This window comes from Rhodococcus sp. DN22 (assembly GCF_036669995.1).
GTDB classification, from domain to species: Bacteria; Actinomycetota; Actinomycetes; order Mycobacteriales; family Mycobacteriaceae; genus Rhodococcus_F; species Rhodococcus_F erythropolis.
This window is the reverse complement of record NZ_CP133326.1, coordinates 3,241,296-3,253,166: the sequence shown is the minus strand read 5'-3', so window position 1 is coordinate 3,253,166 and position 11,871 is coordinate 3,241,296. Positions and strand designations below refer to the sequence as shown.

The 11,871-nt window shown below is 63.3% G+C and carries 12 protein-coding genes; 9 read left to right on the top strand and 3 right to left on the bottom strand.

Going from position 1 to position 11,871, the window contains the following annotated elements; genetic code table 11:
• Positions 1–27: 27 nt before the first annotated feature.
• Complete coding sequence (locus tag RA302_RS14870; protein ID WP_030536361.1) at positions 28–795, bottom strand: TSUP family transporter; 768 nt, start codon at positions 793–795, stop codon at positions 28–30.
• 74 nt (positions 796–869) lie between these two features.
• Here RA302_RS14870 and RA302_RS14865 point away from each other — a divergent pair, with 74 nt between their 5' ends.
• Both RA302_RS14865 and RA302_RS14860 read left to right on the top strand, forming a co-directional pair.
• Positions 870–1,997: a sensor histidine kinase gene (locus RA302_RS14865; RefSeq protein WP_080712739.1), complete on the top strand. Its 1,128-nt coding sequence runs from the start codon at positions 870–872 to the stop codon at positions 1,995–1,997.
• A gap of 57 nt (positions 1,998–2,054) precedes the next feature.
• Positions 2,055–2,714 (top strand): response regulator transcription factor, encoded by a 660-nt coding sequence (locus RA302_RS14860; protein WP_003945024.1) that lies wholly within the window; start codon positions 2,055–2,057, stop codon positions 2,712–2,714.
• A 37-nt stretch (positions 2,715–2,751) separates the two neighbouring features.
• Here the strand turns inward: RA302_RS14860 and RA302_RS14855 are convergent, their stop codons facing one another.
• A complete protein-coding gene (locus RA302_RS14855) occupies positions 2,752–3,411 on the bottom strand; it encodes a hypothetical protein (protein ID WP_003944837.1) in 660 nt (219 codons plus the stop codon).
• A 250-nt stretch (positions 3,412–3,661) separates the two neighbouring features.
• On the opposite strand from RA302_RS14855, the gene RA302_RS14850 reads away from it, so the two are divergent.
• From RA302_RS14850 to RA302_RS14825, 6 genes are all read left to right on the top strand, one after another.
• Positions 3,662–4,222, top strand: a complete 561-nt coding sequence (locus RA302_RS14850) for an FxsA family protein (RefSeq protein ID WP_003944915.1) — start codon at positions 3,662–3,664, stop codon at positions 4,220–4,222.
• A 12-nt stretch (positions 4,223–4,234) separates the two neighbouring features.
• Entirely contained in the window at positions 4,235–5,869 is a 1,635-nt protein-coding gene (locus tag RA302_RS14845) for an amidohydrolase (RefSeq protein ID WP_070162303.1), read from the top strand.
• A 37-nt stretch (positions 5,870–5,906) separates the two neighbouring features.
• A complete protein-coding gene (gene lnt, locus RA302_RS14840) occupies positions 5,907–7,475 on the top strand; it encodes an apolipoprotein N-acyltransferase (protein WP_050655285.1) in 1,569 nt (522 codons plus the stop codon).
• Between the two features lie 92 nt (positions 7,476–7,567).
• A complete protein-coding gene (locus RA302_RS14835) occupies positions 7,568–8,398 on the top strand; it encodes a hypothetical protein (RefSeq protein WP_047270554.1) in 831 nt (276 codons plus the stop codon).
• A 136-nt stretch (positions 8,399–8,534) separates the two neighbouring features.
• Positions 8,535–9,188 (top strand): hypothetical protein, encoded by a 654-nt coding sequence (locus tag RA302_RS14830; protein ID WP_228232700.1) that lies wholly within the window; start codon positions 8,535–8,537, stop codon positions 9,186–9,188.
• Complete coding sequence (locus RA302_RS14825) at positions 9,185–10,363, top strand: PrsW family intramembrane metalloprotease (protein WP_064444604.1); 1,179 nt, start codon at positions 9,185–9,187, stop codon at positions 10,361–10,363. Before RA302_RS14830 ends, RA302_RS14825 begins: the two co-directional genes overlap by 4 nt.
• A 429-nt stretch (positions 10,364–10,792) precedes the next feature.
• Here RA302_RS14825 and RA302_RS14820 read toward each other — a convergent pair whose 3' ends face one another.
• Positions 10,793–11,131, bottom strand: a complete 339-nt coding sequence (locus RA302_RS14820) for an RNA polymerase-binding protein RbpA (protein WP_003944971.1) — start codon at positions 11,129–11,131, stop codon at positions 10,793–10,795.
• A 189-nt stretch (positions 11,132–11,320) separates the two neighbouring features.
• Here RA302_RS14820 and RA302_RS14815 point away from each other — a divergent pair, with 189 nt between their 5' ends.
• A complete protein-coding gene (locus tag RA302_RS14815) occupies positions 11,321–11,677 on the top strand; it encodes a hypothetical protein (protein WP_050655267.1) in 357 nt (118 codons plus the stop codon).
• Positions 11,678–11,871 lie beyond the last annotated feature (194 nt).

The following is an 11,871-nucleotide window of genomic DNA, read 5'->3' as shown; positions in this document are numbered from 1 at the left end:
CACGACGCTAGCCGACGACCGCCGATCTCAGCCGAACTGCTGCCATCCGAGGCGAATCACCATGGCGATCACGACCACCAACAGCGTGATCCGCACGAATCCGGATCCCTTGCTCAGCGCCATCCGCGAACCGATGACCGCGCCGAGAACGTTGCACACCGCCATCGCCAAACCCAAACTCCACCAGACATGCCCGGTGACGGCGAAGTAGGCGAGCGCGCCGAAATTGGAACCGAGATTGATCACCTTCGCCATGGCCGCGCTCCGAACGAATTCGGTTCCGAGGAAGGTCGCGAAGCTGATGATGAGGAAGGTGCCGGTGCCGGGTCCGAGCAGACCGTCGTAGAGGCCGATGAGTCCGGCGGAGAGCAGCAGGACGAGGACGGTCTTGCGCTGCGTCGGACGATGAGTGGCGATCGTCGTGCCCAGCGTCGGACGCATGGTCACGAAGACGGCGACGGCGACGAGGACGACCATCACGATCGGAATGAAGTACTTCTTGTCGATCAGCGAAACGGCCGCCGCCCCGCACGCGGCCGTCACCGCAGCCAACGCGGCTGCCGGCGCCATCTGCCGCCATTCCATCGGGATTCGGCGGGAGAACGTGTACACCGCAGCACTCGTCCCGGTGAATGCCGTCAATTTATTGGTGGCCAGTGCCGCCTGTGGGGTCAATTGGGGTGCGACCAGAAAGAGCGCCGGCAACAGAATCAATCCACCGCCGCCGACCACGGCGTCGACCCAACCCGCCGCCGTCGCTGCCGTCATCAGCAGTCCCCAATCAGCAATATCCACGGCGGTGACTCTTTCACAGCTGTGACACTCTTGAGCACATGCGGAGGTTCAGCCTGTGGCTGCGAGGAAAGCCGATGATCGCGGACAGCGCGCTGGCGCTCGTGTTCTTCGCGCTCGAGGTAGTCACGTTCGTCAGTTCGCCGCGTGAGGAGCGGTGGCCTCAGCTCGTCGTCGGATTTCTGATCTGCCTTCCCGTCGTGTGGCGTCGCAAATATCCGCGTGTGTCCGCTGCGTCCATTTTGTCGATGTCGTACTTCGCAACCTTGATGATGTGGGCGACCGGGGATCCGGCTGCGGAACATCCAGGCCTGTTGGCGCTCGGGGTCTCGCTCTACACACTCGTTGCGTATGTCGATCGACGCACCGGGGCGATTTTCGCGTGCTTCCTTGCCCTGGACATGACACTCTCGTTGCTCGTCATCCGCGAAGACGTGATCCTCACGATCATCATCGCGACCCTGCTCTATGCACTGGCCTGGATCACCGCCGAGTTCTTGAGCGCCCGCCGCGCCTACGACGAGGAAGTGGCCGCCAGACTCGAAGTGGCCGAATACGAACGGGATCGGCGTGCCGAGGATGCGGTGGCCACGGAAAGAACCCGAATCGCCCGCGAACTCCACGATGTCGTCGCCCACGCGGTCAGCGTGATGATCGTCCAGGCGGACGGCGCGTCGTATGCGGTCGATTCCAATCCCGCGTTGGCCAAGAAGGCGCTCGGCAACATCTCCAGCACCGGACGCGACGCCCTTGCCGAGCTTCGCCGGACCGTCTCGCTGCTGCGCACCGAGGTCAGTAGTGATGCGATGCCGCAACACGGAACTGCCGGCATCGCCAAGGTCGTCGAGATGATGCGGGCCGCTGGTCTCGGCGTGCGCCTCGAGCTGACCGGCGAGCTCGACGACGTCAGTCCTTCAGTCAGCCTGGGAATTCATCGCCTCGTTCAGGAATCACTGACCAATGTCCTCCGCCACGCCGGCGCAAACCCGAAGGCACGAGTCACCGTGCGCCGCACCGACACCGCGGTACTACTCGAGGTCGTCGACAACGGAACGTCGAGTTCGACCTTCTCCCACGGTTCGGGGAATGGACTGGTCGGAATGCGTGAGCGGGTGGCGGTACTGCACGGGACGCTCGAGACCGGACGACGCCCCGACGGCAGTTGGCGTGTGTACGCAGAGCTGCCGCTCGAGATCCACGATTGATACCGGCTCGCCGCAATCGCATTGGCACCGACGTCTCAGGCCCGATAGGTTTACGCCGTGCCCATCACCGTGCTGCTAGTCGACGACCAGGAACTCATGCGGATGGGCCTGAACATGGTGCTCGAAGCACATGAAGACATCTCGGTTATCGGTGAGGCCGGCGACGGGGCCGCGGCGGTCGCAGCGGCGGTGGCGCTGAAGCCTGACGTCGTGTTGATGGATGTGCGGATGCCGATTGTCGACGGGGTGAAAGCGACCGAGCAGATTCTTGCCTCCGGGATCGAATCCAGGGTCCTGGTGATGACGACCTTCGACCTGGACGAACACGCTCTCGGTGCCTTGCGCGCCGGAGCCAGCGGCTTCCTTCTCAAGGACACCCCGCCCGAGGATCTCGTGTCGGCTATCCGCAGCGTGGCAGCCGGTGACGCGGTTGTTTCCCCGAAGGTGACACGTCGTCTGCTGTCGAGGTTCATCGTGGACGGTCCGGCGCCCCGGCGCGATCCGGTAGTTCTCGACGTCCTGACCGAACGCGAACGCGAAGTCCTCGGACACGTGGCCACGGGGCTGTCGAACATCGAGATCGCACAGCAGCTGTACCTGTCCGAATCGACGATCAAGTCGCACGTCGGACGCATTCTCACCAAACTCGATCTGCGTGATCGTGTGCAGGCTGTGGTGCTGGCCTACGAGACCGGACTGGTGACTCCGGGCGCGTAGGCCAGCCGTCTGTCAGGCAGCGAGCGTTTCGCTCTGCTCAAGCATCAAAAGCGCCCACTGTTGGCAGCACGATGCAGGTCTTCCCGTCTGCGTAATCGACATTGCCGAACAGAGCGGCAAACACCTTGCCGTCACCGGTGTCGACGACCTTCGAGAGCAACGGCGTATCGAGTACGGGCAACTTCTCGTCCAACGGGACGATGCCGCCCTTGAACGTGCCGACGTTGATCCAGGCAACACTCAACCCTGAGGTCTTGGGTATGCCGACGTAACCCGGGATTGCCTGGAAACGGAGATGGTCGGCCTCGACCCACGGCGGCAACGGGAAGTTCGGACCGGCCTGTGCGGAGCTGAGGGTTACGGTGACGGGTTCACCGGCCACGCCACACCCGACCGTCGGTGCGGGGTACATGAACGACTGCGGCTTGGTGACGCCGATGTCCGGGAGATCGAGAGCGGTCGTGATCTGATCAGCGCCTGCCGTGCCGATCAACTGCTGAACAGCAGCAGAGGCTTCGGGGGAGATGGCTGCGGCCTGCGCGATCAGTGCGGCAATCCCTTCGGGTACTACCGGTTCTGCGGCCGCGGTTCCCGCGCTGATCATCGCGCTGCCGGCGGTGAGTGCCACGACGGCGGCAGTGCCGGCGATGGCAGCGGGAATGCGTCGGGCGAGTGTCTTGCCGGGGAGTCGGCTCATGTCGGGCTCCTTCATTTCATGAGGCCGGGAAATGCGGCCCGAAGTGACTTGACCATGCGCAGAGTCTCAACGTCAACTTGAGGTTTAGAATCGTTAGCGGAGCGTTAGTTAACGCCAGGCAAGTCGCACGTGCGTGAGAGAAGGCCCGTGTGACTCACGGCACCCACCTGTTTTGCACCTCTGCGTCGTTGTCGGGAGAAAAACCGGCCCCTCGAGCGTTGAACGAATAGACCGTCTGAAAGGGGACGTCATGATCGCCGCCGTATTTCTCCTCTACGTGATCGTCGAGATCGCAGCCTTGGTCATCGTGGGCAACGCCATCGGTGTCGCCTGGACAGTGCTGCTGTTTCTCGCCGGATCGCTTGTCGGATTGATCCTCATGCGCTCGCAGTGGCGACGGGTCATGGACGGGTTCCGTAAGGCCACGCGGGGTGAGGGATCGCCGTCACTGGCGGTCGCCGACGGCGCCCTGGTCGCGGCGGGCTCCGCGTTGATGTTCGTACCCGGACTCGTGACTTCGGTTCTGGGCCTGCTGCTTCTGATTCCGCCGACCCGCTGGGCGCTGCGCCCGCTTGCAGTGCTCCTGGCAGGTAAGCGCGCAGCAGCATTTGCCGCCGGTGGTGACGCCTTCGCCGGAACCGTCGGCTACGCGGCGCGGATGCGCGGAAACGGCGAGGTGATCGACGGCGAGATCATCGTCGAGACACCCGAAACCACCGAGTACGTCGCCAGCAACGGCAAGGAACTCGTCCTCGAGGGTGAGATTCTGGACACGGATACACCCACCCGTTCGCGGGGGCCGCAGTACTAACAGGCAGACTGGGTGCTCGTGACTACTCGTCTGCTGGTCAACGGCCGGATCTACAGTTCATTTGCACCTGACGCGACCTCGATCGCCATCACCGACGGCACCGTCGGGTGGGTCGGCGACGAGCGCGCCGGACGGGCGTTGCACCCCGCCGCGGAGATCGAAGACCTGGGTGGTGCGTTTGTCACTCCCGGGTTCGTCGACACCCACGTCCACATCACCGCGCTGGGACTCAATCTCGTCGGCCTCGATCTCGTGGGCGCGAACTCTCTGGACGAATGTCTCGCGCGAGTACGAACATTCGCAGCCGCGAACCCCGAAACTGCCCATCCCGACGCAGTCATCTGGGGACACGGTTGGGACGACACCGAGTGGGCCGAACAGACCCCGCCGTCGACCGCAGATCTCGACGCGGCCGCCCCTGGCCGCAAGGTGTATCTCTCGCGGATCGACGTTCACTCGGCCGCGTGCTCGAGCGCACTGCGCGACGGGATCTCCGGCCTCGCCGCCACCGCTGGATACTCGGCCGAAGGCCCGTTGACGTTCGACGCACACCACCTGGCGCGCAATGCCGCTCGGAATCTGCTGACGGAAACTCAGCGCGCTTCTGCTCGTACCGCTGCGCTCGATCTCTGCGCCTCACGCGGAATCGTGGCCGTTCACGAGTGCGGGGGACCGGACATCTCGGGATTGACCGATTTCCAGGAACTGTTGGCCCACGATCACGGCGTGGAGGTTCGGGGCTACTGGGGTGAGCGTGTCGACAGCGAAGAGGATGCTCGCGCGCTCCTCGACAAAACCGGAGCAGACGGACTCGGCGGGGATCTCTTCATCGACGGCTCGCTCGGTTCGCATACCGCGTGGTTGCTCGAACCCTATGCAGACCAACCTGATTCGACGGGCAATGCCTACCTCGACGTCGACGCGATCGCCGCACACATCCGGGCCTGTACCCTCGCGGGCGTCCAGGCCGGGTTCCATGCCATCGGTGACGGCGCCGTCTCGTCGGCAGCTGCCGCGTTCCGCAGGGTCGCCGACGAACTGGGTGGCCCCAAGGTCGCCGCGTTGGGTCACCGCCTCGAGCACGCGGAAATGATGTCCATGGCCGACGCGGAAACCTTTGCCGCCTTGGGTGTCATCGCTAGCGTCCAACCGGTGTTCGACGCACTGTGGGGTGGCACCGACGGTCTTTACGCCACGCGCCTGGGAGTAGAGCGCGCAGCAGCGTTGAATCCGTTTGCACCTGCTGCCGGTAAGGGTGTCTCGCTCGCATTCAGCTCCGACGCCCCGGTCACCCCCATCGAGCCGTGGGCGATGCTGCGCGCCGCTGTCCAGCACCGCACCGACGGAAGTGGAATCTCGCCGCGTGCGGCCTTCTCCGCGGCAACTCGCGGCGCCTGGCGCGCGGGCGGAGTGCGGGACGGCGCCGCGGGAACCCTTAATCCGGGCGCACCGGCCTCCTACGTGTTGTGGGAGGCAGGCGAACTCGAAGTGAGCGCACCCGCCGACTCGGTTCAGCGATGGTCTACCGATCCGCGCTCGCGCGTACCCGCTCTGCCGAGGCTGGCGGAAGATGCGCCGATTCCGGTCTGCATCAAGTCGGTGCATCGCGGACGCGTCGTCTATCAGCGCGGCTCGTCGAGTGAGTGAGGCCGGCGCAGAGGCGTCTGTCGGTGATCGCTCCCGTGTGAGCGCTGTGCTCACCGGTTCCGCATGGCTACGTTCGCTGTACGCGGCCGCAGGTGGATTCCTGATCTTCGCAGGGTTCCCACCCCGCCCGCTGTGGTTCTTGGCGCCCGTCGGGATCGCTCTTCTGACGTGTGTGTTGACGAACTTCGGGCGCGGCGGACTGCGCCTTCGTGCCGGCTTCGGTTACGGATACTTGGCCGGTCTCGGATTTCTGGTGCCGTTGCTTCCGTGGATCGGTGTGTTCGTAGGTGCGGTCCCGTGGATCGCGTTGGCCGCGGTGGAGTCGTTGTTCATCGGACTGTTCGGGCTGCTTGCGGTTCTGGTGGCGAGGTTGCCATGGGCACCCTTGTGGATTGCCGCGACCTGGACGCTCACCGAGTGGCTTCGTTCCAGCGTTCCTTTCGGCGGATTTCCTTGGGGCAGGCTCGCATTCGGTCAATCCGAAGGGTGGCTCCTCCCACTTGCGAGTGTCGGCGGTGCGCCGCTGCTCAGCTTCGCGGTGGCCCTGACCGGTACCGGCTTGGCAGCAGTTGCAGTCGCTGTCGCGGCCAAACGATGGGACCGAGGATTCTTCGGAGCTGTTGCCGCTGCCCTCGTGCCCGTGATCATTGCTCTCGCGGTGTCGCCGTTCTTGTCCACCATGGATTCCGGTGATCGAACGATCACCGTCGCCGCCATTCAGGGAAGCGTTCCGAGGTTGGGCTTGGACTTCAACTCGCAACGCAAGCAGGTCCTCGACAACCATGTCGCCGAAACCGTGAAACTTGCTGCCGAGGTGGACGCGGGCCGCGTCGATCAGCCTGACGTCGTGATCTGGCCGGAGAACGCCTCGGACATCGACCCCCTGCGAAACGCCGATGCCGCTGCCGACATCACCCGGGCCTCCGAAGCGATCGGAGCGCCGATTCTTGTCGGCACCGTACTCGTGAACGCCGATCGTACGACCACCAATTCGGTGATCGTGTGGGACGGCGCCAACGGTCCTCAGGAACAGCACGACAAGAAGATCATTCAGCCGTTCGGCGAATACCTGCCCTACCGAAGCTTCTTCCGGAACTTCTCCTCGTACGCCGATCGCGCGGGCAATTTCGTTCCCGGCGAGGGCAACGGCGTTGTCCATGCAGCGGGGGTACCCATCGGTGTCGCGACTTGTTACGAGGTGGCGTTCGACCGGGCGTTCCAGGAATCTGTGCGCAACGGTGCACAGTTGCTGGCGGTACCGACCAACAACGCCACTTTCGGGGACACCGAGATGACCTATCAGCAGCTGGCAATGTCGCGTGTGCGGGCAGTCGAGCACGGCCGCGCCGTCGTTGTCGCCGCAACCAGTGGTGTCAGCGCCATCATCGCTCCCGACGGTGCGGTGACTTCGCAAACCGACCTGTTCGTGCCGGCGACCCTGGTGGCGAAGGTGCCGCTCTCGACCAGCTCCACCCTTGCCAGCCGAGTAGGTCCGGTGCCGGAGATCGTGCTCAGCATCATCGCGGTCGGCGCGATTGCCATGGCAGTGCTGGCCCGGCGCCGAGATCAGGCTGAGCACTCACCCGAGGAGACTGCGGCAATCTGAGCCGAGCATCGGATATTAGGGCTGCCGATGTTCCGAGGAGCGCCTACGCGGGTACTCGCTGTGCCACCCGTTCCTGCGTAAGGCGGCTTCTTGTGACCGAGCCTGAGAAAACCGAGCCAGACAAGTCCGAGCCCCGGGATGCAGTTCACAAAACCAGTGTCGTCGACGCGGTTCTGCAGTCACCGCTCGCCGGCCTGTCACCGTGGATCTTGCTGTCTTTGCTCTCCGGGCCGGGAAGGTTCGAGGAATCCGCGGCCGCAGCCCTCGGGTTGTCGCTGCTGATCTTGGCGGCCAGTCACCGGCGCGGCGGCACCGTGAAGCTGTTGGAGGTCTTCGACGTCGTGTTCTTCGGCGTTCTGGCGGCCATCGGCCTCCTCGCGTCGGCGAACACGATTCGGTGGTTCGAACTCTGGGGAGGCGAACTGACCAACATCGCGCTGGTGGTCTTTGCCTTCGGATCGATCCTGCTCCGCAATCCTTTCACTTTGCAGTACGCGAAAGAGTCGACGCCTGAAGAGTATTGGACGACGCCACTGTTTCTGCGCATCAACTACGTCATTACGGCGGTGTGGGCTCTCGCCTTCACCTGGTCGGCCGTGGTGGGCCTGTTCGGAGACGCACTGCTGCACGACGGTGACAACTTCTGGACCGGATGGATTCTGCAGTTGCTCGGAACCTTCTTCGCGATCTCCTTCACCGAGTGGTACCCCGAGTATGCGCCGAACAAGGCCGCTCAGGCTCAGGGCCTCGAAACCGAACCACCGCAGTCGATTTTCAGGCTGTTCGACTTTTTGCCGGTGTTCGTAGCCGTGACCGGCATCGCGGGGTTGGTGACCGACTCCGTTTCCGTGACCGCAGGCGTCACGTTGATTCTGGTCGGCGTGTTCGGACATCTGGCGATGCGAAGATTCACAGTCGACTAGGAGCTCTCGGTGATCTCGCGCCTACGGGAACTTGGTGCACGATCGTCTCGATGACCGGCAGGTGCCGGCTGATGCACGGAATTTGTCCGTTTCTGCGATAGTCAGTGCACCTGCTGTGCAATGGAAACGAGGGAAATTGAGCGTTATTTCGAGTACTGCACACAAGCACGAGCCCCTACACGGAAGACGTCCACCAGCGGATCACCGCTTCCTCGGATTCGACACACGAGTCTTCCCACACGCCCTCGCGATCTTGGCGGTGTGGATGCTCTGGACCGTGATCGTGCCCGCCATCGATTCCGCTGTCTCCTCCGAAGATCCAACCGGCGCCGGAGACCGGATGGCCGTGACCGAAACGGTCTCCTTCGCCGTACCTGCGGGCTGGAATGTCGACAGTGGTTTCCGAACCGACCAACATGGCGCGTCCGATTCGCTCCCACGTGTGACGTTGACCGATGGCACCGTCACCGTGAGCGTCGACGCCGACACATTCAGTGGAACTGCCGACGAGCTCCTCTCCCAAACAGATGCCGTGAGTCTTGCGACGAACGGCAGTTCCGTGCTTGCGGTCTCCGGTGCGCGCCAGCCGATCAGCACCGCCGGGGGTCTGAGCGGCGTCCAGGTCAGCTTTGACACTCCGCGGTCCGCCGGATCGGTGACCACATTCGTCGTCGACGGCAAGGGAATTCGGGTACAGGTAGTCGGCCCACCCGATCAGATCGCCGCCCGCAGTCGAGAAATCACCGACATGATCGCCTCTATCGGCACACACGAGGGAGACACCAAGTGAGCACCGATCTCCTCGAAACCCGCTCCCGCGCATTCGATACGACGGCCTGGGGCGAGAAATTTCACTTCTTCCAGCCACGCAACGTCGTGTTCTGGATATACCTGTGGATGTGCGGATTCGGCCTCGTCAAAGGCTGGCAGATGTTTGCTCCCTTCGCCGGATACTTCGGGCGCGCACTCCTCGTTGCCGGCATCGTCGGCGTCATCAGCGCCGCGGTCTGGACATGGTGGTTCCGGCACATCGACCGCCACGAACGCCAACCCGTAGGACTAGTGGTCACCGGCTTCATCTGGGGCGCCACCGCAGCAACGTTCACTATCGCAGTACCCGCGAACGGAGCAGTCGGTTCGCTCTACTCGAAGATTTTCGGGCAGGTATGGGCTCAGGACTGGCATGCGGGCCTCTCTGCACCCTTCGTGGAGGAAACCGCCAAAGGCATCGGCATCGTAGTCCTCCTCGCGCTTGCACCACGCCTGGTGCGCACCGCAACCGACGGCCTGCTCCTCGGTGCTTTCATCGGCTTGGGATTTCAGACCAGCGAAGACTTTCTGTACTCGATTGCCGGCGCAACACAGGGCTTCGGCGCCCACCAAACCGACGGCCTGCTCGGTTCCATCGCCACCCGCACCTACTCCGACATCGTCTCTCATCCCCTGTTCACCGCCCTTTTCTGCGCCGGCGTGATCTATCTGATCGGCACCCCGGCCCAGCCCCGGCGGATCGGACGCGGATTGGCGTTGATCGTGGCACCCATCCTGATCCACGGCGTGTGGGATTCCATGCTCGCGATCGCCGGCGGCAGCAGTTCGCTCGTGTTCGTCATCATGATCGGCGACATCGTCTTCGCGTTCACTGCCTTGTGGATCGCGTTCGTCTGGGCGCACCCACGTGAATCCCACTTCGTCCGTGACATTCTCGCCCCGGAAATCGAGTCCGGCGTCCTGACCGACGCCGAGGTGACAGCCGCCGGCGGATGGCGACAACAACGCACTTACGCGAAAGCCGCACCCACTCGCACCGAACGTCGCCAACGACGACATATCGTTCGTGCCGCGCTGGATCTGTGCAGCGACCTAGCTGTCAGCAAGGGCGACGACAGCCCCCAGGTCGTCGAATCACGCAACGAAATCACCCGCCTCCGCCAAGGAACCGCGGCACAGAGCATCACTCGGTGACCGGGAAGTAGCGGAAGAACCGTTCAGCACCGCAAATCATTCACCCACACCCCAGTCGGCCGGGTTGCTTGCCATCGTCACTTAGCAAGCAACCCGGCCGAGTGACTGGGCTACCAGTTCACTCCGTATCGAAGTTTGGTGTACCGAAGTTTGGTGTGTCGCGGGGTGGGGGATACAGCTCACACTGGTGCACGAAGCAGTGCCGATGGTTCTCCAGCGCAAGTCCAGGATTTGCGCACTGTCGGCCCGCGAGTGCGCCTGGATGCTGAATGACGTTGCCCTGAAGTGTCTTTGAGGACCGCGAAGCATCCTGAAGTTGCCACGTCGAAGAAGGGCCGAAGTATGACGTCGACTTGTGAACGATCACTCCCCGAAGAACGAGAAAGACCGCCCGGTGTAGAACCGGACGGTCTTGATCGAAGTGCTAGTTCATGCGCCGCGACGCTTGGCCTTCAGCAAATCGAGACGCTCTTTGAGGAGCTCTTCGAGTTCCTCGACCGAGCGACGCTCGAGCAGCATGTCCCAGTGGGTGCGGGGAGGCTTGACCTTCTTGGCTTCGGGAGCAGTCCCCTCCATGAGGGTGCCTTCGAGGCCGTTTCGGCACAACCAGGTGCCGGGGATCTCGGCTTCGTCCGCGAACGGGATGTCGAAGATCTCGCCGTTCTCGCACTTGTACTTGGCCATACGACGGGGCGCGAGGTCATGGTCACGGTCGGTCTCGTAGCTCACAGCTCCGAGTCGGCTACCTCGAAGTACGCGATCTGCCATGGTGGTGTCCTCTCTTCGTTCGTCACCGCTGGTGGGCGCCCTGACTTGGGGAGTAGACGCTCACACTCATCTACAACGCCACGAGCACCCGATTGGTTCCCGTGTGGCGAGAAGACGCAACCTCTCCATCTTACCGGGTACCGTGCGCGTTCATCGAAGGCGTCCGAATCTCGAGTACAGTGTCGATTCATGGCTGAGAGCACACGCGTCGGATCACCGCAGTCTGCGCGTTCGGGAAACCCGTGTGTGTGGTGTGGTCGAGAGGTCGCGGTGACCGGTGTCGGTCGTCGACGCCGGTACTGCAGCCAGTCTTGTCGACAGCGTGCGTACGAGCAGCGCAATGCCGTCAAGGGCACGTCGATCCCGGCTGACGCCGTCATCTTGACCGCAGTCGAAGCGGTCGAACTCGTGGATCGGATGTTCGAGGTCCGATGCGCTGCCGAAGATGTGGCGACAGCAATTGCCGAGGGCGCAGAGAGTTCAGAGCTCACACAGTTGTGTGAACGGTTGACCGAGCTTGCCCGCGAAGCCGAACGTTTCCGGTAGAGCAGGTGTGGGCAACCGGTTTCTAGCCTTGCGTCGAGCACTGCAACACTGCGGTGCTCCTGACGCCTGACGACGACAAATTTTGATCCTGAGTTCGGACCTTCGGGGAGGTTCGGACTTCGAAGCGACCCTTCGTCGAGGTCGATGACCTTCGGCTGCGCTCTCGCAGGATCGCCACATGGTTTCCACTCGAT

Excerpts from the sequence above, each read along its gene's own strand:
- RA302_RS14865 (WP_080712739.1), top strand. The coding sequence starts at position 870 with ATGATCGCGGACAGCGCGCTGGCGCTCGTGTTCTTCGCGCTCGAGGTA.
- RA302_RS14855 (WP_003944837.1), bottom strand. The coding sequence starts at position 3,411 with ATGAGCCGACTCCCCGGCAAGACACTCGCCCGACGCATTCCCGCTGCC.
- RA302_RS14850 (WP_003944915.1), top strand. The coding sequence starts at position 3,662 with ATGATCGCCGCCGTATTTCTCCTCTACGTGATCGTCGAGATCGCAGCC.
- RA302_RS14820 (WP_003944971.1), bottom strand. The coding sequence starts at position 11,131 with ATGGCAGATCGCGTACTTCGAGGTAGCCGACTCGGAGCTGTGAGCTAC.
- RA302_RS14815 (WP_050655267.1), top strand. The coding sequence starts at position 11,321 with ATGGCTGAGAGCACACGCGTCGGATCACCGCAGTCTGCGCGTTCGGGA.